This is a genomic window from Pseudomonas donghuensis (assembly GCF_000696345.2).
GTDB lineage: Bacteria > Pseudomonadota > Gammaproteobacteria > Pseudomonadales > Pseudomonadaceae > Aquipseudomonas > Aquipseudomonas donghuensis.
Map to the genome: position 1 here is coordinate 4,504,625 of NZ_CP071706.1, position 26,471 is coordinate 4,531,095.

Genomic DNA, 26,471 nt, shown 5'->3' on the forward strand with positions numbered 1-26,471 from the left:
CTGCTCAACCGATTGAAAAAATCTTTTTTACCCGCTCAGAAATTCTCGCTATAAGGTGCGCCAATGGCCCTCTTGGCTTGGAGTGACTTATGAGCACCGATAAAGAAGACCTGGTTGTAGATGATGACATCGCCACTGAAGAAGCAGATGACGATGTACCGGTTGAAGTGGCGAAAACCAACCTGAGCAAACGCCGCACCATCGACAACCTGCTGGAAGAACGTCGCTTGCAGAAGCAGCTGGCTGACTACGACTTCGACCTCTGAAGGGATGATGCCGTAAAAGCACAAAAGCCTCCTTGATGGAGGCTTTGTTGTTTCTGGGTGTATCAAACCAGGCCGTTACGCTGGGCCAGATCGATCAGATCGACCAGTGAGCGAGCATTGAGCTTGAGCAACAAACGCGTCTTGTAGGTACTGACCGTCTTGTTGCTGAGGAACATGCCGTCGGCGATCTCCTTGTTGGTCTTGCCGCGGGCAAGCTGCTGCAAGACCATCATCTCCCGGCCCGACAAGCGCTCGACCATGTCCGCCTCGCTCGAGCCACCCAGGTTCGAGCGCACGGAATGCAACGCCTGGTTGGGGAAGTAGCTGTAACCGGAAAGCACTGCCTTTATGGCACTGAGCAGTTCGGTGAGATCCTGCTGTTTGCAGACATAGCCCGCAGCCCCCGTTTGCATGCAGCGCATGGAAAAATGCCCGGGCGCCTGCGAGGTCAGCACCAGCACCTTGATGCTGGCATTGTTGGCGGTCAACCTGGCGATCACTTCAAGGCCGTCAAGCTTGGGGATACCGATGTCCAGGATGACGATATCAGGACCATGCTCGCGCGCCAGCTGCAATGCGTCCACACCGTTATCTGTCTCGGCAATGACTTCATAACCATGCCGCTCCATCAATATGCGTACAGCCAGGCGAATGACCGGATGATCATCCACGATCAGGACTTTATTCATGAGCAAAATCCAATTGTTCGCTGTTCTATTATTTTGAGCTCGCACAATAGCCTAGTTGTACGACATATTGTATTGCGCCGTTAACAAGCAAATGCATACAAGGACGCAACCTACGGGCTTTAGAGAATTATCCTACAAGCCAGCAAAACCAAAGTCCCTAAAGAACCAACACTCGAACCATAGTGCAGACTGCCTCACACTTCCTGAATAAAGGTAGCACTAGACAAAGAAACCGCCTATGAAACTCGGCTTTAATAGCTGAAGGAAAAGTCCTATAGATCTGTTTGATAAAAACAATAATATTCAGCCATGTAAAACCGCCTTACATGATTCATGGGTAGATTACCCACCCGAGAAGTGAGCCATGCTGCCCGAGGCTGTGCCGAGCATGCTAAACCTGCGGAAACATAGGAGCGGACTCACCAAGCGCAAGGGTAACTGCATGAGTAAAGTCGAGCCGAAAAGCCCACTGACGATCATTGCGATTTTTGCTGGCATCATCGAAGCATCAGCGCTGGCCTCTCTGCCATTCCTGGGGGAGGATAGCCAAGGTATTTACACCTGGTTTCTGGTCGGCTTTCCGTTCTTCCTGACGGTATTGTTCTTTCTTACTTTGAATTTCAATTACAAGTCCCTTTATTCCCCCGAAATAAATGAACTCACTGCAGCCGCGGCGCCTGCTCCTGCACACATCCCCCTCCAGGTTGAACCGCCCACCCACGAAGTCGCCGACATTGATTTACCAAGCACGCCAGTTAAAGAAGTTGAAACACGGCATGTGCTTGCGGACATGTCCGAGCTGAGCACAGTGACTATCGCATTCCGCGGCCCGGCTGCAAGCGAGTTAATAGAGTACTTCGTACTGCAAGCACTAAAGCCCACACGATTGCCTTGTAACAAGTGGATCTTGAGCAACCTCGACACGGGCGCGCAAATCACCCTGATGAGGCAATCATTGAGCAAAGCGTAGTGCTGCACGCAACCAACAGGCAAAAAAAACCCCGGCACGCCGGGGTTTTCTGGGGTAACAAGCGTCAGACCAGCTTGCGGCCCTTGTTGGCAGCAATGCGCATGCGCAGGGCGTTGAGCTTGATGAAGCCCGCTGCGTCAGCCTGGTTGTACGCACCGCCATCTTCTTCGAAGGTGGCAATGTTGGCGTCAAACAGCGAATCGTCCGACTTGCGGCCGGTGACGATGACGTTGCCCTTGTACAGTTTCAGGCGCACGACACCGTTCACATTGACCTGGGACGCATCGATCATCTGTTGCAGCATCAGACGCTCAGGGCTCCACCAGTAGCCGGTGTAGATCAGGCTGGCGTACTTGGCCATCAGCTCATCCTTGAGGTGAGCGACTTCGCGGTCCAGAGTGATCGATTCGATCGCCCGGTGGGCGCGCAGCATGATGGTGCCGCCTGGGGTTTCGTAGCAGCCGCGGGACTTCATGCCGACGTAACGGTTCTCGACGATGTCCAGGCGACCGATGCCATTCTCGCCGCCGATGCGGTTGAGGGTGGCCAGCACCGTGGCAGGCGACATTTCAACGCCGTCCAGGGCAACGATATCGCCGTTGCGGTAGGTCAGTTCCAGGTAGGTCGGAACGTCCGGGGCGTTTTCTGGCGACTTGGTCCAGCGCCACATGTCTTCTTCGTGCTCGGTCCAGGTGTCTTCCAGCACGCCGCCTTCATACGAGATGTGCAGCAGGTTGGCGTCCATCGAGTACGGCGACTTCTTCTTGCCATGACGCTCGATCGGGATACCGTGCTTCTCGGCGTAGTCCATCAGCTTTTCACGGGACAGCAGGTCCCATTCACGCCATGGCGCAATAACCTTGACGCCTGGCTTGAGCGCATAGGCACCCAGCTCGAAACGTACCTGGTCGTTGCCTTTACCGGTGGCGCCATGGGAAATGGCATCGGCGCCGGTTTCGTTGGCGATTTCGATCAGGCGCTTGGCGATCAGTGGACGAGCGATGGAAGTACCCAGCAGGTACTCGCCTTCATAGACGGTGTTGGCGCGGAACATCGGGAACACGAAGTCGCGTACGAATTCTTCGCGCAGGTCGTCGATGTAGATTTCCTTGACGCCCATGGCCTGAGCCTTGGCGCGGGCCGGTTCGACCTCTTCGCCCTGTCCCAGGTCAGCGGTGAAGGTCACCACTTCACAGTTGTAGGTATCCTGCAGCCACTTGAGAATCACCGAAGTATCAAGGCCGCCGGAATACGCCAGTACGACCTTTTTTACGTCCGCCATGCCATCACTCCACGGGGTTGTACGGAAAGCCGTTGATTCTACCGACCTTGCGACAAAATTTACAGTGGGGCGACAGCTTGTGACGACAAAGCGACAGGAACTGTCGAGAGCGCGACGGACTGTCGCAGCTCAGGACTTGCTGACCGGCTTGCTGGCCTCTGTCGCCGCAGCCGGTGCGGCTGGTGCTTTGACGGCAGGCTCGAGCGGTTTTTCCAGCGGTTTTTCGACCGGCGTTACCCGATCAAGCTGAATGTTCACCCGCCGGTTGCGTGCGCGGTTGGTCGCGCTGTTGTTGCGCGCCAGCGGATAGCGCTCGCCATGGAAGCGCACGGTGATCTGCTCTTCGGGAATGCCATGGGCCTTGAGGTACTCCATCACCGCCAGCGCCCGGCGCCGTGACAGGTCGCGGTTGGTCAGGCGGTTACCGCTGTTGTCGGAGTGACCATCGAGTTCGATATGGTTGACCGAAGGGTCCGCCTTGAGAAAGTCGAGGATCACATCCAGGCGTGCCCGGGCATCGGCATCCAGGTCGATGCCCCCGCCAGGGAAGCCAACCTGCGCCTGGCGCACCTGGTCATAGTTCATCGGCAAGAGCTTTGCCGCACAGGCCTGATAATCGCCGTAGGCCTTGTTGAACTTGACTGGCAACACCCGCACTTCCATGGTCCGCCCGGCTTCACCGGCATAGTTGCGCACCACGGTGCTGCGACCATCGAGCAAACCGTTGATAAGGCGGCTGGCCTGGCCCTGGGAGCTGGTGAAGAGCACGCCACTGCGAGCCATGCGCACCGCCCCCAGGTTGATATCGCCGCGACCGGGCTGCCACGGCGCGGCCGCCGCCAGCAGGGTGGCGGAGCCTGTGCCGAGCACATTGTTGCTTGAACGCAGCTGGAAAGTCGCCTGCTCGCCGGCGCGACGGACGAACTCGCCGCTGCCGAAATCGGCAATGGGTTGAACCAGCCGACATTCGAACTGATCGCCTTCGACCTTCCACTCGATGTTCTCCAGACGGGTCTGGAAGGTGAGTGCCATGGCGGGCATGCTGGCAAACACACTGAGCAGGGCTAGATAACGCTGGCGCACGGGCGGCTCCACAGATTTTCACGGTATACCTGCACGCTATCGGTCGGGCGCGGCAAAACTTGATAGCGAGTGCTCGCAACCGGCTTTTCCGGTAGCATTGACCTTGAGTTCGACCCGCCTGGAATCCCCAATGTCCGACCGCCTGACCCTCCTGCGTCCCGACGACTGGCACATCCATCTTCGTGATGGCGCTGTACTGCCGCATACCGTCGGCGACGTTGCGCGCACCTTTGCCCGCGCAATCATCATGCCCAACCTGGTGCCACCGGTGCGCAACGCCGCCGAAGCCGGTGCCTACCGCGAGCGCATCCTCGCTGCACGCCCTGCCGGCAGCCGTTTCGAGCCGTTGATGGTGCTGTACCTCACCGACCGTACCCAGCCCGAGGAAATCCGCGCGGCCAAGGCCACCGGTTTTGTCCATGCCGCCAAGCTGTATCCGGCTGGCGCGACGACCAACTCCGATTCCGGCGTGACCAGTGTCGACAAGATCTTCCCGGTGCTCGAAGCCATGGCCGAGGTCGGCATGCCGCTGTTGGTGCACGGTGAAGTGACCCGCAGCGAGATCGACGTGTTCGACCGCGAGAAGCTGTTCATCGACGAGCACCTGCGCCGTGTGGTCGAGCGCTTCCCGACCCTCAAGGTGGTGTTTGAACACATCACCACCAGCGACGCCGTGCAGTTCGTCAACGAGGCCCCGGCCAACGTTGGCGCGACCATCACTGCCCAGCACCTGCTGTACAACCGCAACCACATGCTGGTGGGCGGTATTCGTCCGCACTTCTATTGCCTGCCGATCCTCAAGCGCAACACCCACCAGGTGGCCTTGCTGGACGCCGCCACCAGCGGTAGCAGCAAGTTCTTCCTCGGCACCGACTCGGCTCCGCACGCCCAGCACGCCAAGGAAGCGGCCTGTGGCTGTGCCGGCTGCTACACCGCCTATGCCGCGATCGAGATGTACGCCGAAGCGTTCGAACAACGCAATGCGCTGGACAAGCTCGAAGGCTTCGCCAGCCTGCACGGCCCGGCCTTCTACGGCCTGCCGGCCAACACCGATACGATTACCCTGGTCCGCGACAGCTGGACCGCCCCAAGCAGCTTGCCGTTCGGCGAGCAGACCGTTATCCCGCTGCGCGCCGGTGAGCAACTGCGCTGGCGCCTGCTGGAGGAAACTGCGTGAGCGAAGATCAGTACGAAGACGACCAGGAAGGTCATGGTGGCGGTCCACGCCACCCAATGGCTGAGCGCTTTCGCGGTTACCTGCCGGTAGTGGTCGACGTTGAAACCGGCGGTTTCAATTGCGCGACCGACGCCCTGCTGGAGATCGCCGCAGTCACCATCGGCATGGACGAAAAAGGTTTCCTGTTCCCGGAACACACCTATTTCTTCCGCGTCGAGCCGTTCGAAGGCGCCAACATCGAGCAGGCCGCCCTGGAGTTCACCGGAATCAAGCTCGACCACCCGCTGCGCATGGCCGTCAGCGAAGAGTCGGCCCTGACCGACATCTTCCGTGGCGTGCGCAAGGCGCTCAAGGCCAATGGCTGCAAACGGGCGATCCTGGTCGGTCACAACAGCAGCTTCGACCTGGGCTTCCTCAATGCCGCCGTGGCCCGCCACGACATGAAGCGCAACCCGTTTCATCCGTTCTCAAGCTTCGACACCGCCACCCTGGCCGGCCTTGCCTATGGCCAGACCGTGCTGGCGCGGGCCTGCCAGAGCGCCGACATCGACTTCGATGGCCGTGAGGCGCACTCGGCGCGTTACGACACCGAGAAGACTGCCGAGCTGTTCTGCGGCATCGTCAACCGCTGGAAAGAAATGGGCGGCTGGCAGGACTTCAACGACTGACGCTGGGGCAAGCCCGCTCCTACAGGCATAAAAAAACCGGCCATCAGGCCGGTTTTTTTATACCTGGCAATTACAGCTTGCCAGCGTTCTCGCTCAGGTAAGCAGCAACGCCTTCTGGCGAAGCGGTCATGCCCTTGTCGCCTTTTTTCCAGTTGGCAGGGCAGACTTCGCCGTGCTCTTCGTGGAACTGCAGGGCGTCGACCAGACGCAGCAGCTCGTCCATGTTACGGCCCAGTGGCAGGTCGTTGACGATTTGCGAGCGGACAACGCCCTTGTCGTCGATCAGGAAGGCGCCACGGAAAGCCACGCCGCCTTCGGACTCTACGTCGTAGGCCTTGGCGATGTCGTGCTTCATGTCAGCAGCCATGATGTACTGGACCTGACCGATGCCGCCGGCATTGATCGGGGTGTTGCGCCAGGCGTTGTGGGTGAAGTGCGAGTCGATCGACACGGCGATCACTTCAACGTTGCGCGCCTTGAATTCAGCCATGCGGTGGTCCAGAGCGATCAGCTCGGACGGGCAGACGAAGGTGAAGTCCAGCGGGTAGAAGAACACCAGGCCGTACTTGCCTTTGATGGCCGAAGCCAGGTTGAAGCTGTCGACGATTTCGCCGTTGCCCAGAACAGCTGGAACGGTGAAGTCCGGGGCATTTTTGCCAACGAGTACGCTCATGCGATATCTCCTGATGGGGTGGAATCATCTTGCACAGGCCAGCATGCACCGGCCTGGCATCGAAATGGCCGACCATCATACACCGCCCTGAGCCGCTCGCCGAGTTTCAGTCCGAACGCTCGACAATCAGCCGTTGGTCGCTCTAGTCCGCGCCCTGCAGAAAGAGCTTTGACAAGCATTCTCATTAACATTAAGCTTCTTCGAATTGAGCCTTAACCAGCGATGGCCAGCCCTATGTATGTGTGTCTTTGTGTTGGTGTGACCGACGGACAGATCCGCGATGCGATCTATGAAGGATGCTGCAGCTACAAGGAAGTCAGAAGCGCCACCAACGTGGCAAGCCAGTGTGGCAAATGTGCCTGCCTGGCCAAGCAGGTAGTGCGCGAAACCCTCACCGAGCTTCAGGTCAGCCAGGCTGCCCTGCCCTATCCTGTAGAATTTACGGCAGCATAATTCAGCGAATTCCAAGAACCGGACCCAGTGTCCGGTTTTTTTATGCCTGTAATTCAAGTAGTTAGGGGTTTAACGCGGAACACAAACATTCTTATTCCGATTAATTTTTATTTATTATTCAACAACTTAGGTTTGACAGTAGAAATTGCGAAGCTCAGACTTGCCTTTATAGACACACTTACAGGGCAGGACCCCATCATGAAAGGCGACGTTAGCGTCATCCAGCATCTCAACAAGATCCTCGGAAACGAGCTGGTCGCAATCAACCAATACTTCCTGCATGCCCGCATGTACGAAGACTGGGGCCTGGAGAAGCTCGGCAAGCACGAGTACAAAGAATCCATCGAAGAGATGAAACACGCTGACAAACTGATCAAGCGTATTCTGTTCCTCGAAGGCATCCCCAACGTCCAGGACCTGGGCAAGTTGCTGATTGGTGAGCACACCAAGGAAATGCTTGAGTGCGACCTGAAGATCGAGCAAAAAGGCCTGGTCGACCTCAAGGCCGCCATCGCCCACTGCGAGACCGTCGGCGACTTCGGCAGCCGTGAACTGCTCGAAGACATCCTCGAAGCCGAGGAAGAGCACATCGACTGGCTGGAAACCCAGTTGAGCCTGATCGACAAGATCACCCTGGAGAACTACCTGCAGTCGCAGATGGGCGAGTAAGTTCCCCCCCCCTGCCCTACAGGCAAAAAAAGCCCCGCATTGCGGGGCTTTTTTTTGACCAAACCTGGAATCAGGCCTTGTCAGCGGCCTTGGCTGCAGCTTCCTTGATCAGGGTCTGCAGTTCGCCGTTGGCAAACATTTCAGCCATGATGTCGGAACCGCCGACCAGCTCGCCAGCAACCCACAGTTGCGGGAAGGTTGGCCAGTTAGCGTACTTTGGCAGGTTGGCGCGGATTTCCGGATTCTGCAGGATATCCACGTAAGCGAATTTCTCGCCGCAACCCATCACGGCTTGCGCCGCCTTGGCCGAAAAGCCGCACTGCGGGGCATTCGGCGAGCCTTTCATGTAAAGCAGAATGGTGTTGTTGGCAATCTGCTCTTTGATTGTTTCGATAATATCCATGAAGCACCTCGCGGCTGAACTTTCCGACCTGGTTGTCGGCACGGTGACGCATTGTATCGGAAAGCCAAGCAGGACGCTCGGCCTTGCCGATATCAGGCCGCAACCACCTGCACTGGCACGCCATTGAGCGCCGCATTGCCCGACACTGCATCGAACTGGCGCTCATCGGTGAGGTCGTTGGCACTGGCGCCGGGGTGCGCCTGGGCGATCTCCAGGCGCACTCCGGCACGAGCATGGCCAAAGCCATGGGGCAAGCTGACCACCCCCGGCATCATGTCGCTGCTGGCCTGCACCTCGACCTCGATTTCGCCGACCCGCGAGCTGACCCGCACCCGTTGGCCGTCCTGCAAGTGGCGACCGGCCAGGTCATCCGGGTGCATCAGCAGTTGATGGCGCGGCTTGCCTTTGACCAGGCGGTGGTAGTTATGCATCCAGGAATTATTGCTGCGTACATGGCGACGACCGATCAGCAGCAGTTGATCCGCCGCCAGCGGCTGTTGCCCGGCAAAGCGCTGCAGGTCGCCGAGCATCTCCCGCGGTGCGGCTTGAATCCGTTGGTTAGGCGTCTTCAAGCGCGCGGCAAGGTTGGGCTGCAGCGGCCCCAGGTCGATGCCATGGGGGTGCTGGTCGAGGGTCTCAAGCGACAGTTTGAACGCCGAGGCTTCACCGTATCGGCCCTGGCGCAGGCCGATATCAATCATCTGCGCCGGCGCCAGGGTCGGCTTCAACGGCTTGTTACTGCGGGCGGCAAAAGCCTTGGCCAGGCCGACGAAGATCTCCCAGTCATGCAAGGCGCCTTCGGGTTTGGGCAGGACAGCCCGGTTGAAGCGGCTCACGTTGCGTACCGCCAACAGGTTGAAGGTGGTGTCGTAGTGATCATTTTCCAGCGCCGAGGTGGACGGCAGGATCAGGTCGGCGTAACGGGTGGTCTCGTTGATGTACAGGTCGATGCTGAGCATGAACTCAAGGCCGTCCAGGGCCCGCTCCAACTGCCGGCCATTGGGCGTGGACAGCACCGGGTTGCCCGCGACCGTCACCAGCGCGCGAACCTGCCCCTCACCTTCGACTAGCATCTCTTCGGCCAGGGCCGCCACCGGCAATTCGCCGCCGTACTCGGGCAGCCCCGAGACCCGGCTCTGCCAGGCATTGAAATGCCCACCCGAAGTACTGGCCACCAGATCCACCGCGGGTTCGGTACACAGGGCACCCCCCACGCGGTCGAGGTTGCCGCTGACCAGGTTGATCAGCTGCACCAGCCAATGGCACAAGGTGCCGAAGGCCTGGGTCGAGATGCCCATGCGCCCGTAACAGACTGCCTTGTCGGCGGCGGCAAAGTCCCGGGCCAACTGGCGAATTACCTGCGCCTGGACGCCGCACAGCGGGCTCATGGCCTCGGGCGTGAACGGCGCGATCGCCGCTTGCACCTCGCCCAGGCCCTCCACCGGCAGGCTCGGTTGGCGGGTCAAGCCTTCGGCGAACAACGTATTGAGCAGGCCACACAGCAACGCGGCGTCGCCGCCGGGGCGAATGAACAGATGCTGATCAGCCATGGCCGCCGTCTCGCTGCGGCGCGGATCGACCACCACCAGCTTGCCACCACGGGCCTGGATTGCCTTGAGACGCTTCTCGACATCCGGCACGGTCATGATGCTGCCGTTGGAGGCCAGCGGGTTGCCGCCCAGGATCAGCATGAACGCGGTGTTGTCGATGTCCGGGATCGGCAGCAACAGGCCATGGCCGTACATCAGGTAGCTGGTCAGGTGATGCGGCAGTTGGTCCACCGAGGTGGCAGAGAAGCGGTTACGGGTCTTGAGCAACCCGAGGAAGTAGTTGCTGTGGGTCATCAGCCCGTAGTTGTGCACGCTCGGGTTGCCTTGATACACCGCCACGGCGTTTTGTCCGTGGGCCTGCTGGATAGCCCAGAGCTTTTGCGCGGCCAGTTCGAAGGCCTCTTCCCAACTGATCGCCTGCCAGCTGTCACCGACACGCTTGTGCGGCGCCCGCAGGCGGTCCGGGTCATTCTGGATATCCTGCAAGGCCACCGCCTTGGGGCAGATGTGGCCGCGGCTGAAGCGGTCCTCGGGGTCACCCTTGATCGAGGTGATGCGCGGGGCGACATCGGGCTCGTGGGTGATTTCCAGGGTCAAGCCGCAGATGGCTTCACACAGATGACAGGCACGGTGATGCAGGGTCTTGTTCATGGCCACCTCTTGCTTGGGTGTCTGGGATGAACTGACTATGAGCCTGGCCCGGCGCACGTACCAGCGAGGTTTGTCACGTGAATCTTCGGGCATCAGGCGTAGCGATTCGCAACCGGCCCGCCGCCCGGTTTGCCAAGGCGCAGGCAGGCAGTGTAAAACCCTTGTGTAACGTATAAAAAAAGCTTCTGTCCAATGGGTTACGACACTGCCTGAAACATCGGCGACGAAACCCCCTCTTGGTATGACGCGACATTTAATTATAGTATTGCGTCTTCCCCTAATTCGTCGCCCCGTGCGGCTTTCGCCGCAGGTCACTTCCGTTGTTTTGAAAAACCGGTAAGGCTGATCTGCGGTCTGTTGCAAAAAGGTAGTCAAACATGAGCGCTAGGCACTTTCTCTCCCTGATGGATTTCACACCCGACGAACTGCTCAGTGTGATCCGTCGAGGTATCGAGCTGAAGGACCTGCGTAACCGCGGCGTACTGTTCGAACCGCTGAAAAACCGCGTGCTGGGGATGATCTTCGAAAAATCCTCGACCCGCACTCGCCTGTCGTTCGAAGCCGGCATGATCCAGCTCGGTGGCCAGGCCATCTTCCTCTCGCCACGGGACACCCAGCTGGGCCGTGGCGAACCGATCGGCGACTGCGCCATCGTCATGTCGCGCATGCTCGATGCGGTGATGATTCGTACCTTTGCCCACAGCACCCTGACCGAATTCGCCGCCAACTCGCGGGTGCCCGTCATCAACGGCCTGTCCGACGACCTGCACCCGTGCCAGTTGCTGGCCGACATGCAGACCTTCCTCGAACACCGCGGCGCCATCCAGGGCAAGACCGTGGCCTGGATCGGCGATGGCAACAACATGTGCAACAGCTATATAGAGGCGGCCATCCAGTTCGACTTCCAGCTGCGCATCGCCTGCCCGGCCGAATTCGAGCCCAATGCGCAGTTCCTGGCCCAGGCCGGTGACCGCGTACAGATCTTCCGTGAACCCAAGGCTGCGGTGCAGGGCGCCCACCTGGTGAGCACCGATGTCTGGACTTCCATGGGTCAGGAAGAGGAAACTGCACGGCGTCTGGCCTTGTTCGCGCCTTACCAGGTAACCCGCGAACTGCTCGACCTGGCAGCACCCGATGCCCTGTTCATGCACTGCCTGCCCGCCCACCGCGGCGAGGAAATCAGCCTGGACCTGCTCGACGACCCCCGTTCGGTCGCCTGGGACCAGGCCGAAAACCGCTTGCATGCACAGAAGGCGCTTCTCGAATTTCTTGTTGAACCGGCCTATCACCACGCATGAGTCAACCTTTACTGCTTAACCTGCGCGAGCTCGCCTGTGGCTATGGCGAGCAGCGCATCGTCCAGAACCTCAACCTGCACCTGAACGCCGGCGACATCGGTTGCCTGCTGGGCTCCTCGGGGTGCGGCAAGACCACCACCCTGCGCGCCATTGCCGGTTTCGAGCCGGTGCACGAAGGCGAGATCCAGCTGGGTGGCGAGGTCATCTCCAGGGCCGGGTTCACCCTGGCCCCGGAGAAACGCCGGATCGGCATGGTGTTCCAGGACTACGCGCTGTTCCCGCACCTGACCGTGGCCGAGAACATCGCCTTCGGCATCGGCAAGCATCCTCAGCAACGCCAGGTGGTCGAAGAGATGCTTGAGCTGGTCAAGCTCGGCGGCCTGGGCAAACGCTACCCCCACGAGCTTTCCGGCGGCCAGCAGCAGCGTGTGGCCCTGGCCCGCGCGCTGGCTCCCGAGCCGCAATTGCTGCTGCTCGACGAACCGTTCTCCAACCTTGATGTGGAGCTGCGCCGGCGCCTGAGCCATGAAGTGCGCGACATTCTCAAAAGCCGTGGCACCAGCGCGATCCTGGTCACTCACGATCAGGAAGAGGCCTTTGCCGTCAGCGATCACGTCGGTGTATTCAAGGAAGGTCGTCTGGAGCAATGGGACACCCCCTACAACCTCTACCACGAACCGCTGACACCATTCGTGGCCAGTTTCATTGGCCAGGGCTATTTCATTCGCGGCCAGTTGACCAGCCCTGAATCGGTACGCACCGAACTCGGTGAGCTGCGCGGCAACCGTGCCTACACCCTGACGCCTGGCAGTGCCGTGGACGTGTTGCTGCGCCCGGATGACATCATCCATGCGCCGCACAGCGAACTGAAGGCGTTGATCGTGGGCAAGAGCTTCCTCGGTGCCGCGACCCTGTATCGCCTGCAACTGCCTACCGGCAGCCAGCTGGAAGCGATCTTCCCAAGCCACAACGACCATCAGGTCGGTGCCGAAGTAGGGATTGAAGTGGCGGCGGACCACCTGGTGGTGTTTGCCGTACCGGGCAGCGTGGCGGCGCAGTTGCCGGTGCCGGAGAACGGCGTTCGCCGGTACAGCTCGACGGTCTGATGCAGGGCCAATCGCGGGGCAAGCCCGCTCCTACAAAGGTCAATGTAGGCGCTGGCTTGCCCCGCGATGCTTTCAAAGCATCAAAGTCCCACTGGCCACCAGCCTGGCATACCCAGCAATCTTCACCCGCTCCCCCTCCAGCCGGCAGAACAACTCCCCGCCGCGACTCGAACACTGAAACGCCCGCAGCTCGCGCTTGCCCAGGCGCTGCGCCCAGTACGGGATCAGGCTGCAATGGGTAGAACCTGTCACCGGATCCTCGGGAATACCGATTCCCGGTGCGAAATAACGCGAGACAAAATCGTACTCGATACCGGGCGCAGTGACGATCACCCCGAGCCCCGGTAATTGCGCCAGCGCCGCCATGTCCGGCGTACAGGCACGCAACACCTGCTCGGACTCAACCCGCACCAGCAGTTCGTTGGTTTTCCAGACTTCCAGCACCGGGCAGCCCAGGGCTTGAGCCACCGGCACCCGGTCATTCAAGGGCTGCGGCTCGACCCGCGGGAAATCCAGCTGCAAACGCCCGCCTTCGCGGCTTACGCTCAGCGGGCCGGATTTACTCTGGAACAGCAGCCGCTCACTCGGCTCTTTATAGACCTCCAGCAACACATGAGCACTGGCCAGGGTCGCGTGGCCACACAGCGGCACTTCAGTGGTCGGGGTGAACCAGCGAATCTGCCAGCCTTCGGCATGGGGAACGACGAACGCAGTCTCGGCCAGGTTGTGTTCGGCGGCAATCTGTTGCATCAACTCATCGGCGAGCCAGCGCTCCAGGCGATAGACCATGGCCGGGTTGCCGGCAAAGGGACGGTCGCTGAAGGCATCGACCTGATGGAACTCAAGCTGCATGGGACAGACCTCTCGATGGCGGGCCACAGAGCATGCCCGCCAAGCGGCAAAGACCGACAGAGACAGAATCAACCGATTTTGAACATACAGATGTCAGTCACGGCCAATGGCGGCGAATTTGCCCTGGGTATGCTCGGCCAGCAGCGCAGCCGCCAGTTCGACTTCCAGCCCTCGGCGGCCAGCACTGACGAAAATTGTTTCAAAGGATTCAGCGGTTTCGTCAATGAAAGTGCGCAAGCGCTTCTTCTGCCCCAGCGGGCTGATTCCGCCCAGCAGGTAACCGGTCGAACGCTGAGCCGCCGCCGGATCCGCCATCTCGCATTTCTTCACCCCGGCAGCATGGGCCAGGCCCTTCAGGTCCAGGCTACCGACCACCGGCACCACCGCCACCAGCAACTCGCCCTTTTCGCTACTGGCCAGCAAGGTCTTGAACACCCGCGCAGGCTCAAGGTTGAGCTTCTCCGCCGCTTCCAGCCCGTAGGATGCTGCCTTGGGATCATGTTCGTAACTGTGGATGTGGTGTTCGGCGCGAACCTTTTTCAGCAGATCCAGGGCGGGGGTCATACAGGGCTCCAGACAGTAGGGTGAATGCCATTTCGCTGGCTACTTTAGGGCAAAACCCCAAGCGCAACCAACGCCCATCACCGTCACCAATAGTCAGATTGTGAATGGTGGTTCACTTTCGACCTTTGACATAAGCGTTTCTTGTCTATATTTTTTCGATTCTGAATATAGTCATGCCCCGATAAGGTGCATTTTCTGCCGCCGCCCGACCGAAATGGGGATTTCTGTCGGGCTTTTGTCGAGCGCTCACTGCGCCTCACAACAACAAGAACCGAGGTAACGAATGACGACTGCTCTGAGACAACCAACACTTTCAAGCCAGTGCATGGCCGAATTTCTCGGCACTGCGCTGCTGATCTTTTTCGGCACCGGCTGCGTCGCTGCGCTCAAGGTGGCGGGTGCCAGCTTTGGCCTGTGGGAAATCAGCATCATCTGGGGCGTCGGCGTGAGCATGGCGATCTACCTCACCGCCGGGGTTTCCGGTGCGCACCTGAACCCGGCCGTGAGCATCGCCCTGTGCCTGTTCGCCGGTTTCGAGAAGCACAAACTGCCGTTCTACATCGTCGCCCAGATTGCCGGCGCCTTCTGTGGCGCAGCGTTGGTTTACACGCTATACAGCAACCTGTTCTTCGATTTCGAACAGGCCCATGAAATGATCCGTGGCAGCCAGGCCAGCCTCGAATTGGCCTCGGTGTTCTCCACCTACCCGCACCCGGCGCTGTCCACCGGCCAGGCCTTTTTGGTCGAAGTGATCATCACCGCCGTACTGATGGCGGTGATCATGGCCTTGACCGATGACAACAACGGCCTGCCGCGCGGCGCCATGGCGCCCCTGCTGATCGGCCTGCTGATTGCCGTGATCGGCAGCGCCATGGGCCCGCTGACCGGCTTTGCGATGAACCCGGCACGGGATTTCGGGCCCAAGCTGATGACCTTCCTCGCCGGCTGGGGCGAAGTCGCCTTTACTGGCGGTCGTGATATTCCCTATTTCCTGATTCCGATTTTTGCGCCGATCATAGGAGCGAGCCTTGGGGCCGCCCTGTACCGCGGCGTGATCGCCCGCAACCTGCCGGTTGCCGAGAGCGAAAGCGCCCAGACCGACGCCAACCCTCAGGGCAAGACCCAGGCGTCCTGATGCCTGCAGTGGCGAGCCAGACTCGCCCCGCCCTGATCTCCACCCTATTAAGTGCAAGGCCAACGACATGACAGACACCCAGAACAAGAACTACATCATTGCCCTGGACCAGGGCACGACCAGTTCGCGGGCCATCATTTTCGACCGTGACGCCAACGTGGTTGGCACCTCGCAACGCGAATTCGCACAGCATTACCCACAAGCCGGCTGGGTCGAGCACGACCCCATGGAAATCTTCGCCACCCAGAGCGCGACCATGGTCGAAGCCCTGGCCCAGGCAGGCCTGAGTCACGACCAGGTAGCAGCCATCGGTATCACCAACCAGCGTGAAACCACCGTGGTCTGGGACAAGGAAACCGGCCGCCCGGTGTACAACGCCATCGTCTGGCAATGCCGGCGCAGCACCGAGATCTGCGAACAGCTCAAGCGTGACGGCCTGCAGGACTACATCCGCGAAACCACCGGTCTGGTCACCGACCCGTACTTCTCCGGCACCAAGCTCAAGTGGATCCTCGACAACGTCGAAGGCGCCCGTGAGCGCGCCGAGCGTGGCGACCTGCTGTTCGGCACTGTCGACAGCTGGCTGATCTGGAAATTCTCCGGTGGCAAGGTCCACGTCACCGACTACACCAACGCCTCGCGCACCATGCTCTTCAACATCCACACCCTGGAGTGGGACGAGAAGATGCTTGAAGTGCTGAACATCCCGCGGCAGATGCTGCCCCAGGTGCGCAGCTCCTCGGAAGTCTACGGCCGCACCAAGAGCGGTATCGCCATTGCCGGTATCGCTGGCGACCAGCAAGCCGCGCTGTTCGGCCAGATGTGCGTGGAACCGGGCCAGGCCAAGAACACCTACGGCACCGGCTGCTTCTTGCTGATGAACACCGGCGACAAGGCGGTCAAATCTTCCCACGGCCTGCTCACCACCATCGCCTGCGGCCCTCGCGGCGAAGTGGCCTACGCCCTGGAAGGCGCCGTTTTCAACGGCGGTTCCACCGTGCAGTGGCTGCGTGACGAACTGAAGATCGTCAACGACGCCCACGACACCGAATACTTCGCCAGCAAGGTCAAAGACAGCAACGGCGTGTACCTGGTACCGGCCTTCACCGGCCTTGGCGCACCGTACTGGGACCCCTATGCCCGTGGCGCACTGTTTGGCCTGACCCGCGGGGTCAAGGTCGATCACATCATCCGCGCGGCGCTGGAGTCGATCGCCTACCAGACCCGCGACGTGCTCGACGCCATGCAACAGGACTGCGGCCAACGCCTGAGCGAGCTGCGGGTGGATGGTGGCGCCGTCGCCAACAACTTCCTCATGCAGTTCCAGGCCGACATCCTCGGCACCTGCGTCGAACGCCCGCAAATGCGTGAAACCACTGCCCTCGGCGCTGCCTACCTGGCGGGCCTGGCCTGTGGTTTCTGGAGCAGCCTGGATGAACTGCGCGGCAAGGCAATCATCGAGCGCGAGTTCAACCCGCAACTGGATGAAGTGCTGAAAGAGAAGCTGTACGCCGGCTGGCTGAAAGCAGTGGATCGCACCCGCGATTGGGAACCACACGACGAGTGAGCAGTAGAAACAAGCTGTAAGCTACAAGCTGCAAGCCTGTAGGCCGCGAATCATCTTGTGGCTTGCAGCTTGCAGCTTGAGCTGTTTTCATGGCGCAATTTTCCCGGCTGCCCAAAAGGACCGCCCATGAATCTGCCCCCTCGCCAACAACAAATCCTCGAACTGGTTCGCGAACGCGGCTATGTCAGTATCGAAGAAATGGCGCAGTTGTTCGTCGTTACCCCGCAAACCATCCGTCGAGACATCAACCAACTGGCAGAAGTTAATCTGCTGCGTCGCTACCACGGTGGCGCGGCTTACGACTCCAGTATCGAAAACACCGCCTACGCCATGCGCGCCGACCAGATGCGCGACGAGAAGCAGCGCATCGCCGAAGCGATCGCCGCGCAGATTCCCGACCACGCCTCGCTGTTCATCAACATCGGCACCACCACCGAATCCATCGCCCGCGCCCTGCTCAACCACAACCACCTGAAGATCATCACCAACAACCTGCACGTGGCCTCGATCCTCAGTGCCAAGGATGATTTCGAAGTGCTGCTGGCCGGCGGCAATGTGCGCCGTGACGGTGGCGTGGTCGGCCAGGCCAGTGTCGACTTCATCAACCAGTTCAAGGTCGATTTCGCCCTCGTCGGCATCAGCGGCATCGATGAAGACGGCAGCCTGCTGGATTTCGACTACCAGGAAGTACGGGTATCCCAGGCGATCATCGCCAATGCCCGCCAGGTCATCCTCGCCGCCGACTCAAGCAAGTTCGGCCGTAACGCTATGGTGCGCCTGGGCTCTATCAGCCTGATCGACTGCCTGGTGACCGACCAGGCGCCAGTGCCCGCCCTCACCCAGTTACTCAACCAGTACAAGATCCGCCTCGAAGTGGTCTGAGCGGCCACAAGCTGCCATCGCGACGATGGCAGCTCGAATGTTCGTTATTTTTCATTTATTTGTCATCTGATCAGTATTTTCTATGGAAAGTGACTGGCGAGCAGCATTTTGTTGCGCTAGTATTTTCGAAAGTGAACATCGATGTTCAGATTCGATGTCGGAAAGACCTTCAGGAGGCCACCCGTGTCCCAATCCAGCTTCTCATCGCCCGCCCTTGCCGACATTTATGACCTCGCCGTAATCGGCGGCGGCATCAACGGCGTGGGGATTGCCGCCGATGCAGCCGGACGCGGTCTTCACGTGTTCCTTTGCGAAAAGGACGACCTGGCCAGCCACACATCCTCAGCCAGCAGCAAGCTGATCCACGGCGGCCTGCGCTACCTGGAACATTACGAATTCCGCTTGGTGCGCGAAGCCCTGGCCGAGCGTGAAGTGCTGCTGGCCAAGGCGCCGCACATCGTCAAGCCGATGCGCTTCGTGCTGCCGCACCGCCCGCACCTGCGTCCGGCATGGATGATCCGCGCCGGCCTGTTCCTTTACGATCACCTGGGCAAGCGCAAGCAGCTCGGTGCTTCGCGCAGCTTGCGTTTCGGCCCGGGCAATCCGCTCAAGCCGGCAATCACCCGCGGTTTCGAATATGCCGACTGTGCTGTCGACGATGCCCGCCTGGTGGTGCTCAATGCCATGGCCGCCCGTGAAAAAGGCGCCGACATCCGCACCCGTACCCGTTGCGTCAGCGCCCATCGGGTCGATGGTGTATGGAACGTGCAACTGGAAAACGCCGACGGCAGCCAGCAATCGATCCGTGCTCGCGCGCTGGTCAACGCTGCTGGCCCGTGGGTAGCCAAGTTCATCCAGGATGACCTGAAGCTCGACGCGCCCTACGGCATTCGCCTGATCCAGGGCAGCCACCTGATCGTGCCCAAGTTGTACGACGGCGAACATGCCTACATCCTGCAGAACGAAGACCAGCGTATCGTCTTCGCCATTCCGTACCTGGAACGCTTCACCCTGATCGGTACCACCGACCGCGAATACACCGGCGACCCGGCCAAAGTGGCAATCACCGAGGGCGAGACCGATTACCTGCTGAAAGTGGTCAACGAACACTTCAATCACCAGCTCAGCCGCGCCGATATCCTGCACACCTATTCCGGTGTTCGTCCGCTGTGCAACGACGAGTCCGACAACCCGTCGGCCGTCACTCGCGATTACACCCTGGCGCTGTCGGCCAGCACTGGCGAAGCACCGCTGCTGTCGGTGTTCGGCGGCAAGCTGACCACCTACCGCAAACTGGCCGAGTCGGCGATGAGCGAGCTGGCACCGTTCTTTGCGCAGATGCGCGGCAGCTGGACGGCTACCGCGCCACTACCGGGCGGTGAAGACATGAGCACCCCGCAAGCGCTGGTCGACGCCATCCTGGCCCGCTGCGGCTGGCTGCCAGCCGAGATCGCCAAGCGTTGGGCACGCACCTACGGCAGCCGCGTCTGGCGCTTGCTCGAAGGCGTGCAGGGCCCGCAGGACCTGGGCGAGGCCATTGGTGGCGGCCTGTTCAGCCGTGAGGTGGACTACCTGTGCAGCGAAGAATGGGCGGTGAATGCCGACGACATCCTCTGGCGCCGGAGCAAGCTGGGCCTGTTCACGACCGCTACAGAGCAGCAGGCTTTGCAGGAGTACCTTCAGCGCCTGGAACTGAACCGCGCACGCGTACAAGCTGCCTAGCTGCTGACCCACATCGCGGGGCAAGCCCGCTCCTACACTGGGAGCAGGCTTGCCCTGGAACGCGGCTCATCATTCGGTTTTCCGAACGCCAAACCCCGCCGCATTCGGCCATCCGGACGAATCCTACCTCCCGCAAATCGTCAAAAAAGATTAATCCCCCGTTTTTTCATGGCGTTATGATCGAAATCAGGGCTTGGCACGAGTCATGCTCTACACTCAGTACCCGAATGCGCAAAACGCTTCACTGCAGTGTTCGCTGAACGAAAGAGCCCGCCAACGGCTCCATAAAAAAAACAACGTCGAGGAAATTTTGATGCGTATCGTTCCCCATCTGTTGGGCGCCGCTGTTGCGGCCGCTTTGATCAGCACGCCAGCCTTCGCTGCCGAACTGACCGGCACCCTGAAAAAGATCAACGAGTCGGGCACCATTACCCTGGGGCACCGTGACGCTTCCATTCCGTTCTCCTACATCGCCGACGCTTCGGGCAAACCCGTCGGTTACTCCCATGACATCCAGCTGGCAATCGTCGAGTCCCTGAAAAAGGACCTGAACAAGCCGGACCTGCAAGTCAAATACAACCTCGTTACCTCCCAGACCCGTATCCCGCTGGTCCAGAACGGCACCGTTGACGTCGAGTGTGGCTCGACCACCAACAACGTCGAGCGCCAGCAGCAAGTGGCCTTCTCGGTCGGCATCTTCGAAGTCGGTACTCGCCTGCTGACCAAGGCCGAAGATGGCAAGCCGGAAAACGCCAAGTACAAGGACTTCCCGGACCTGGCCGGCAAGAACGTGGTGACCACCGCCGGTACCACTTCCGAGCGCATCCTCAAGGCCATGAACGCCGACAAGCAGATGAAGATGAACGTCATCTCGGCCAAGGACCATGGCGAGTCGTTCCAGATGCTTGAGTCCGGCCGCGCCGTGGCTTTCATGATGGACGACGCGCTGCTCGCCGGTGAAATGGCCAAGGCCAAGAACCCGAAGGGCTGGGCCATCGTCGGTACGCCGCAGTCCTATGAAATCTACGGCTGCATGGTCCGCAAGGAAGACCCGGCGTTCAAGGCTGCGGTCGACAAGGCCATCGTCAACCTCTACAAGTCGGGCGAGATCAACAAGATCTACGACAAGTGGTTCAACCAGCCAGTCCCGCCTAAAGGCCTGAACCTGCAGTTCCCGATGAGCGACGAGCTCAAGGCGTTGATCGCCAATCCTACCGACAAAGCTGCAGACGAAAAGAAGTCCTGATCCCCAGCTAGTTAGTGTCTAACCTTTCATCCGAGGGCGCCCTGCGCCCCCGGATGCTCGAAGGTGCCCGTGAAATAACTGATCTGAGGGGAGATCCCGATGAATTACAACTGGGACTGGGGCGTATTCTTCAAGTCCACCGGCGTGGGCAGCGAAACCTATCTGGACTGGTACCTCACCGGCCTGGGCTGGACCATCGCCATTGCCATCGCCGCCTGGATCATCGCATTGCTGCTGGGTTCGGTACTCGGCGTCATGCGCACCGTGCCGAACCGTCTGGTGTCGGGCATTGCCACCGCCTACGTGGAACTCTTTCGTAACGTACCGCTGCTGGTGCAGCTGTTCATCTGGTACTTCCTGGTACCAGACCTGCTGCCCGAGAACTTGCAGGAGTGGTACAAGCAGGACCTCAACCCGACCACCTCGGCGCTGATCAGCGTGGTCGTCTGCCTGGGCCTGTTCACCGCCGCCCGCGTCTGCGAGCAGGTGCGTACCGGTATCCAGGCGTTGCCCCGCGGCCAGGAAGCCGCCGCCCGCGCCATGGGCTTCAGCCTGCCGCAGGTGTACTGGAACGTGCTGCTGCCGCAAGCCTACCGGATCATCATTCCGCCGCTGACCTCGGAATTTTTGAACGTGTTCAAGAACTCCTCGGTGGCCTCGCTGATCGGCCTGATGGAACTGCTGGCGCAAACCAAGCAGACCGCCGAGTTCTCGGCCAACCTGTTTGAAGCCTTCACCCTGGCCACTCTGATTTACTTCACCCTGAACATGGGCCTGATGCTGCTGATGCGCATGGTCGAGAAGAAAGTCGCCGTGCCTGGCCTGATCTCCGTGGGGGGCAAATAATGGACTTCAGTGGAATCATCCCTGCCCTGCCGGGCCTGTGGAACGGCATGGTCATGACCCTGCAACTGATGGTCATGGGCGTGGTCGGCGGTATCGTGCTCGGTACCCTCCTGGCGCTGATGCGCCTGTCGTCGAGCAAACTGCTGTCGAACGTTGCTGGCGCCTACGTCAACTACTTCCGTTCCATTCCGCTGCTGCTGGTCATCACCTGGTTCTACCTGGCGGTGCCGTTCGTACTGCGCTGGATCACCGGCGAAGACACCCCGGTCGGGGCCTTCACCTCCTGCGTCGTGGCGTTCATGATGTTCGAGGCGGCGTATTTCTGTGAAATCGTCCGTGCCGGCGTGCAGTCGATCTCCAAGGGCCAGATGGGCGCAGCCCAAGCCCTGGGCATGACCTATGGCCAGACCATGCGCCTGATCATCCTGCCCCAGGCGTTCCGCAAGATGACCCCGCTGCTGCTGCAGCAGAGCATCATCCTGTTCCAGGACACCTCGCTGGTGTACACCGTCGGCCTGGTCGACTTCCTCAACTCGGCACGGGCCAGTGGCGACATCATCGGGCGCTCCAATGAGTTCCTGGTCTTCGCCGGCGCCGTGTACTTCGTCATCAGCTTCTCCGCTTCCTTCCTGGTCAAGCGTCTGCAGAAAAGGATAACCGTATGATCTCCATCAAGAACGTCAACAAGTGGTACGGGGACTTCCAGGTTCTGACCGACTGCAACACCGAGGTCAAGAAAGGCGAAGTGGTCGTGGTCTGCGGCCCGTCGGGCTCGGGCAAATCGACCCTGATCAAGTGCGTCAACGCCCTGGAGCCCTTCCAGAAGGGTGACATCGTCGTCGATGGCACCTCGATTGCCGACCCCAAGACCAACCTGCCGCAGCTGCGCTCGCGGGTCGGCATGGTGTTCCAGCACTTCGAGCTGTTCCCACACCTGACCATCACCGAGAACCTGACCATTGCCCAGCGCAAGGTGTTGGGCCGCAGTGAAGCCGAAGCAACCAAGAAGGGCCTGGCCCTGCTTGAGCGCGTCGGCCTCAGTGCCCACGCCAAGAAGCACCCGGGGCAACTGTCCGGTGGCCAGCAGCAGCGTGTGGCCATCGCCCGCGCCCTGTCGATGGACCCGATCGTCATGCTGTTCGACGAACCGACCTCGGCACTGGACCCGGAAATGGTCAGCGAAGTACTCGACGTAATGGTCGAACTGGCTCACGAAGGCATGACCATGATGTGCGTGACCCACGAAATGGGCTTTGCCCGCAAGGTCGCCAATCGGGTGATCTTCATGGACAAGGGCAGCATCATCGAAGACTGCACCAAGGAAGAATTCTTTGGTGACCAGAGCGTACGCGACCAGCGTACCCAGCACTTCCTCAGCAAGATCCTGCAACACTGAGGTGATCATCACGCTCTGTCCGGTGCACGCCGGCAGAGCGTGCTGGTCGTACCAAGGCTACTGTGATGAAATGCGACCCTACGCTCTTTCGCCCTGCCAAGCCTGCCCTTGCCGTGAAACCCCGTCTGATCCGCCAACTGCTGTTACCGCCACTGATCATCCTGCTGATGATCGGCCTGGGTGTGGCCGGCTTCATGATCAGCGAACACAACGGCATCCGCACCTTGAGCGAAAACGGCGAGCGCCAGCTCGAGCTGCACGCGCGCGCGGTCGAGAGCGAAATCAGCAAGTACACCTACCTGCCAAGCTTGCTGGAACTGGAAAGCAGCGTTTCCAGCCTGCTGACCGAACCCGACGGCGAACACCGCCAGGCGGTCAACGAATACCTCGAAGGCCTGAACCGGCGCAGCCGCAGTCGGGCGATCTTTGTCCTGGACACCAGCGGCCGGGTCCAGGCCACCAGCAACTGGCGCGATATCGACAGTTTCCTCGGCGAAGACCTGTCGTTCCGCGCCTATTTCCAGGATGCCGTACGCGGTCAGCCCGGGCGCTTCTATGGCATTGGCAGCACCACCGGGGAGCCTGGCTATTTCCTTGCCCACGGCCTGGAAGAACACGGCAAGATCATTGGCGTGGCGGTGATCAAGGTGCGCCTGGAAGCCATGGAAGAACGCTGGCAGCGGGCCCGCCTCGAGGCTTTTGTCAGCGACGAGAACGGCATCATCATCCTCTCCAGCGACCCGGCGCGGCGACTCAAGTCGGTGCGCCCGCTGACCCCGGAAATCAAGGAACGCCTGGCCCGCAGCCTGCAATATTACTGGTGGCCGCTGAATGAACTGCAACCGCTGTCGCGGGAAAAAATCGCCGACGGTGTCGAGAAGCTGAGCTTCCCGGCCAATGCCGAACTCGGCGATGGCCGCCGCGAAGTGGCTTATCTGGCGCAAACCCGGCGCCTGAGCGACACGCCCTGGCACTTTACCTTGCTCACGCCCCTGCAGGACCTGCGCCGCGAATCCATGGTCCAGGGCATTCTGGTCGGCGTTGCCTTGGCCTTGCTCGCGATCTTGCTGATCGCCTGGAACGAACGGCGCAAGGTGATCGCCACCCGCCTGGCCGCCCGTGAAGCACTGGAAGAGGCCAACAGCCAACTGGAACGCAAGATCGCCGAACGCACTGCCGACCTGCGCGCCAGCAACGAACGCCTCAAGGGCCAGATCCGCGAACGCCGGCATGCCGAACAGACTTTGCGCCACGCTCAGGATGAACTGGTCCAGGCCGGCAAGTTGGCAGCCATCGGCCAGATGTCGACCAGCATCGCCCATGAACTGAACCAGCCGCTGGCCGCCCTGCGCACCTTGTCAGGCAACAGCGTGCGCTTCCTCGAACGCGGCGCGCTGGAAACCGTCAGCACCAACCTGCGCACCATGAACGACCTGATCGACCGCATGGGCCGTATCACTGCCAGCCTGCGCTCCTTCGCCCGCCGCGGTGAAGACAGCGGCAAGGCCTCGCTGAGCAAGGCCGTCGAGGCCAGCCTGCAGGTGCTGGGCAACCGCATCGCCGGCTGCCACTTGCAGTTGCACAGCAATTACGCGGACCCGACGCTGGCCATCGACCAGACCCGCCTGGAGCAGATCCTGGTCAACCTGATCGGCAACGCCCTTGATGCCATGGCCGCGCAACCCATGCCGCAGTTGTGGCTGGAGGGCGAGTTGCAGGGTGACAAGTACCGCCTGCGGGTGCGCGACAATGGTCACGGCATCGATGACGAAACGCGCAAGCACCTGTTCGAACCGTTTTTCACCACCAAACCGGGAGAGCACGGCCTTGGCCTGGGCCTGACCCTGTCTGCCAGCCTCGCCGCCGCCGCCAGGGGCAGCCTCAGCGTCGAACACCCCGCCAGCGGCGGTACCGCGTTCGTGCTCAGCCTGCCGCTGGCCAATGCCCCCACAGAATCAGCCGAGTCCCTATGAACCAAGCGCCCCTTACCGTCCTGATCGTCGAAGACGACCCGCATGTGCTGCTCGGCTGCCAGCAGGCGCTGGCCCTGGAAGACATCGCCTGCGAAGGCGTCGGCAGCGCCGAAGAAGCCCTGCAGCGCATCGGTGATGACTTCGCCGGCATCGTCGTCAGCGATATCCGCCTGCCCGGCATCGATGGCCTGGAACTGCTCAGCCGCCTCAAGGCCCGCGACCGCAGCCTGCCGGTGGTACTGATCACCGGCCACGGCGATATCGACATGGCGGTCGGCGCCATGCGCAACGGCGCCTACGACTTCATGGAAAAGCCCTTCGCCCCGGAACGCCTGGTCGAAGTGGTGCGTCGTGCGCTGGAGCAACGTGGCCTGTCCCGTGAAGTGTTCGCCCTGCGCCGCCAACTGGCCGGGCAAAGCACCCTTGAAGGGCGGATCATTGGCCGCTCGCCAGCCATGCAGAACCTGCGCGAACTGATCGCCAACGTCGCCGATACTTCAGCCAACGTACTGATTGAAGGCGAGACCGGCACCGGCAAGGAACTGGTCGCCCGCTGCCTGCACGATTTCAGCCGCCGCCAGGGCGCGCCGTTCGTGGCGCTCAACTGCGGCGGCCTGCCGGAGAACCTGTTCGAGAGCGAGATCTTTGGCCACGAGGCCAACGCCTTCACCGGTGCCGGCAAACGCCGGATCGGCAAGATCGAGCACGCCAACGGCGGCACCCTGTTCCTCGACGAAGTCGAAAGCATGCCGCTCAACCTGCAGATCAAGCTGCTGCGGGTACTGCAGGAACGCACCCTGGAGCGCCTGGGCTCGAACCAGAGCATTGCCGTGGACTGCCGGGTGATCGCCGCCACCAAGTCCGACCTCAACGCCCTGGGCCACAGCGGGCAGTTCCGTAGCGACCTGTACTACCGCCTCAACGTGGTGACCCTGGAGCTGCCGCCCCTGCGCGAGCGCCGCGAAGACATCCTGCAACTGTTCGAGCACTTCCTGCAGCAATCGTCCCTGCGCTTCGACCGGGAAACCCCGCAACTGGACAGCCAGACCCTGTCGCGGCTGATGGCGCACGACTGGCCAGGCAACGTGCGCGAATTGCGCAACGTCGCTGAACGCTACGCGCTGGGCTTGCCGGCGTTCAAAAAGGCCGGGGCCAGCGCCAACCAGGGCCTGGGCTTTGCCGAAGCGGTCGAGGCGTTCGAGCGCAACCTGCTCAGCGATGCCCTGCAGCGTACCGGCGGCAACCTCAGCCAGGCCAGCCAGGAGCTGGGCATGGCCAAGACCACGCTGTTCGACAAAGTGAAAAAGTATGGCCTGGGCTAACCCGGTGCTGAGACGGAATGACACGTGG

At 60.8% G+C, this 26,471-nt stretch carries 26 protein-coding genes; 18 read left to right on the forward strand and 8 right to left on the reverse strand.

The features are described from left to right. The first annotated feature begins 89 nt into the window (after positions 1 to 89). On the forward strand, positions 90 to 266 hold the full coding sequence (locus BV82_RS20975; protein WP_036996652.1) for a PA3496 family putative envelope integrity protein: 177 nt from the start codon (positions 90 to 92) through the stop codon (positions 264 to 266). Between the two features lie 62 nt (positions 267 to 328). Here the strand turns inward: BV82_RS20975 and BV82_RS20980 are convergent, their stop codons facing one another. Further along, on the reverse strand, positions 329 to 955 hold the full coding sequence (locus tag BV82_RS20980) for a response regulator transcription factor (RefSeq protein ID WP_036996654.1): 627 nt from the start codon (positions 953 to 955) through the stop codon (positions 329 to 331). A 442-nt stretch (positions 956 to 1,397) separates the two neighbouring features. On the opposite strand from BV82_RS20980, the gene BV82_RS26470 reads away from it, so the two are divergent. After that, the gene (locus BV82_RS26470; RefSeq protein WP_232531760.1) at positions 1,398 to 1,925 is read left to right on the forward strand and encodes a hypothetical protein; all 528 of its coding nucleotides are present in this window, start codon (positions 1,398 to 1,400) and stop codon (positions 1,923 to 1,925) included. A gap of 64 nt (positions 1,926 to 1,989) precedes the next feature. Here BV82_RS26470 and BV82_RS20990 read toward each other — a convergent pair whose 3' ends face one another. Next, complete coding sequence (locus tag BV82_RS20990) at positions 1,990 to 3,207, reverse strand: argininosuccinate synthase (protein WP_010221042.1); 1,218 nt, start codon at positions 3,205 to 3,207, stop codon at positions 1,990 to 1,992. 129 nt (positions 3,208 to 3,336) lie between these two features. Next, positions 3,337 to 4,290: a flagellar protein MotY gene (locus BV82_RS20995; RefSeq protein ID WP_010221041.1), complete on the reverse strand. Its 954-nt coding sequence runs from the start codon at positions 4,288 to 4,290 to the stop codon at positions 3,337 to 3,339. Positions 4,291 to 4,420: 130 nt separating this feature from the next. Between BV82_RS20995 and pyrC the strand changes: the two genes are divergently transcribed. Together pyrC and rnt are read left to right on the forward strand one after the other, a co-directional pair. Further along, positions 4,421 to 5,467, forward strand: a complete 1,047-nt coding sequence (pyrC, locus tag BV82_RS21000; protein ID WP_010221040.1) for a dihydroorotase — start codon at positions 4,421 to 4,423, stop codon at positions 5,465 to 5,467. Positions 5,468 to 5,523: 56 nt separating this feature from the next. Then, entirely contained in the window at positions 5,524 to 6,135 is a 612-nt protein-coding gene (gene rnt / locus BV82_RS21005) for a ribonuclease T (RefSeq protein WP_249684437.1), read from the forward strand. Positions 6,136 to 6,205: 70 nt separating this feature from the next. Here the strand turns inward: rnt and BV82_RS21010 are convergent, their stop codons facing one another. Continuing rightward, positions 6,206 to 6,808 carry a peroxiredoxin gene (locus BV82_RS21010; protein ID WP_010221038.1) on the reverse strand — a complete coding sequence of 201 codons (603 nt, stop codon included), beginning with the start codon at positions 6,806 to 6,808 and terminating at the stop codon, positions 6,206 to 6,208. A 234-nt stretch (positions 6,809 to 7,042) separates the two neighbouring features. Here BV82_RS21010 and BV82_RS21015 point away from each other — a divergent pair, with 234 nt between their 5' ends. Together BV82_RS21015 and bfr are read left to right on the forward strand one after the other, a co-directional pair. Next, positions 7,043 to 7,261 (forward strand): bacterioferritin-associated ferredoxin, encoded by a 219-nt coding sequence (locus BV82_RS21015; RefSeq protein ID WP_010221037.1) that lies wholly within the window; start codon positions 7,043 to 7,045, stop codon positions 7,259 to 7,261. Positions 7,262 to 7,459: 198 nt separating this feature from the next. Beyond that, a complete protein-coding gene (gene bfr / locus BV82_RS21020; RefSeq protein WP_010221036.1) occupies positions 7,460 to 7,930 on the forward strand; it encodes a bacterioferritin in 471 nt (156 codons plus the stop codon). Between the two features lie 70 nt (positions 7,931 to 8,000). Here the strand turns inward: bfr and grxD are convergent, their stop codons facing one another. Both grxD and BV82_RS21030 read right to left on the reverse strand, forming a co-directional pair. Next, positions 8,001 to 8,333 carry a Grx4 family monothiol glutaredoxin gene (gene grxD, locus BV82_RS21025; protein ID WP_010221035.1) on the reverse strand — a complete coding sequence of 111 codons (333 nt, stop codon included), beginning with the start codon at positions 8,331 to 8,333 and terminating at the stop codon, positions 8,001 to 8,003. A gap of 92 nt (positions 8,334 to 8,425) precedes the next feature. Continuing rightward, a complete protein-coding gene (locus BV82_RS21030) occupies positions 8,426 to 10,534 on the reverse strand; it encodes a molybdopterin oxidoreductase family protein (RefSeq protein ID WP_036996656.1) in 2,109 nt (702 codons plus the stop codon). 377 nt (positions 10,535 to 10,911) lie between these two features. Between BV82_RS21030 and argF the strand changes: the two genes are divergently transcribed. Further along, the gene (argF, locus tag BV82_RS21035; protein ID WP_010221033.1) at positions 10,912 to 11,832 is read left to right on the forward strand and encodes an ornithine carbamoyltransferase; all 921 of its coding nucleotides are present in this window, start codon (positions 10,912 to 10,914) and stop codon (positions 11,830 to 11,832) included. Next, entirely contained in the window at positions 11,829 to 12,938 is a 1,110-nt protein-coding gene (locus BV82_RS21040) for an ABC transporter ATP-binding protein (RefSeq protein ID WP_010221032.1), read from the forward strand. The genes argF and BV82_RS21040 overlap by 4 nt, the downstream gene beginning before the upstream one ends. 72 nt (positions 12,939 to 13,010) lie before the next feature. Here BV82_RS21040 and BV82_RS21045 read toward each other — a convergent pair whose 3' ends face one another. Both BV82_RS21045 and ybaK read right to left on the reverse strand, forming a co-directional pair. Further along, the gene (locus BV82_RS21045) at positions 13,011 to 13,790 is read right to left on the reverse strand and encodes a PhzF family phenazine biosynthesis protein (protein WP_036996657.1); all 780 of its coding nucleotides are present in this window, start codon (positions 13,788 to 13,790) and stop codon (positions 13,011 to 13,013) included. Positions 13,791 to 13,883: 93 nt separating this feature from the next. Beyond that, entirely contained in the window at positions 13,884 to 14,354 is a 471-nt protein-coding gene (gene ybaK, locus BV82_RS21050) for a Cys-tRNA(Pro) deacylase (protein WP_010221030.1), read from the reverse strand. 283 nt (positions 14,355 to 14,637) lie between these two features. On the opposite strand from ybaK, the gene BV82_RS21055 reads away from it, so the two are divergent. The 10 genes from BV82_RS21055 (at position 14,638) to aauR (ending at position 26,443) form a co-directional block, all read left to right on the forward strand. Continuing rightward, positions 14,638 to 15,489, forward strand: a complete 852-nt coding sequence (locus BV82_RS21055) for an MIP/aquaporin family protein (RefSeq protein ID WP_010221029.1) — start codon at positions 14,638 to 14,640, stop codon at positions 15,487 to 15,489. 67 nt (positions 15,490 to 15,556) lie between these two features. Next, entirely contained in the window at positions 15,557 to 17,056 is a 1,500-nt protein-coding gene (glpK, locus tag BV82_RS21060; protein WP_036996658.1) for a glycerol kinase GlpK, read from the forward strand. A 126-nt stretch (positions 17,057 to 17,182) separates the two neighbouring features. After that, entirely contained in the window at positions 17,183 to 17,938 is a 756-nt protein-coding gene (locus BV82_RS21065; protein ID WP_010221027.1) for a DeoR/GlpR family transcriptional regulator, read from the forward strand. A 183-nt stretch (positions 17,939 to 18,121) separates the two neighbouring features. After that, positions 18,122 to 19,660, forward strand: a complete 1,539-nt coding sequence (gene glpD, locus BV82_RS21070) for a glycerol-3-phosphate dehydrogenase (RefSeq protein WP_036996659.1) — start codon at positions 18,122 to 18,124, stop codon at positions 19,658 to 19,660. 313 nt (positions 19,661 to 19,973) lie between these two features. Then, positions 19,974 to 20,906 (forward strand): glutamate/aspartate ABC transporter substrate-binding protein, encoded by a 933-nt coding sequence (locus BV82_RS21075; RefSeq protein WP_010221025.1) that lies wholly within the window; start codon positions 19,974 to 19,976, stop codon positions 20,904 to 20,906. Between the two features lie 99 nt (positions 20,907 to 21,005). Beyond that, positions 21,006 to 21,752, forward strand: a complete 747-nt coding sequence (locus BV82_RS21080; RefSeq protein ID WP_010221024.1) for an amino acid ABC transporter permease — start codon at positions 21,006 to 21,008, stop codon at positions 21,750 to 21,752. Further along, complete coding sequence (locus BV82_RS21085) at positions 21,749 to 22,417, forward strand: ABC transporter permease subunit (protein WP_162471123.1); 669 nt, start codon at positions 21,749 to 21,751, stop codon at positions 22,415 to 22,417. The genes BV82_RS21080 and BV82_RS21085 overlap by 4 nt, the downstream gene beginning before the upstream one ends. Further along, the gene (locus BV82_RS21090; RefSeq protein ID WP_010221022.1) at positions 22,414 to 23,148 is read left to right on the forward strand and encodes an amino acid ABC transporter ATP-binding protein; all 735 of its coding nucleotides are present in this window, start codon (positions 22,414 to 22,416) and stop codon (positions 23,146 to 23,148) included. The genes BV82_RS21085 and BV82_RS21090 overlap by 4 nt, the downstream gene beginning before the upstream one ends. A 65-nt stretch (positions 23,149 to 23,213) precedes the next feature. Further along, complete coding sequence (gene aauS / locus BV82_RS21095) at positions 23,214 to 25,121, forward strand: two-component sensor histidine kinase AauS (RefSeq protein ID WP_036996660.1); 1,908 nt, start codon at positions 23,214 to 23,216, stop codon at positions 25,119 to 25,121. Then, positions 25,118 to 26,443, forward strand: coding sequence for a two-component response regulator AauR (aauR, locus tag BV82_RS21100; RefSeq protein ID WP_010221019.1), 1,326 nt, complete (start codon positions 25,118 to 25,120; stop codon positions 26,441 to 26,443). The genes aauS and aauR overlap by 4 nt, the downstream gene beginning before the upstream one ends. The last annotated feature ends 28 nt before the right edge of the window (positions 26,444 to 26,471 follow it).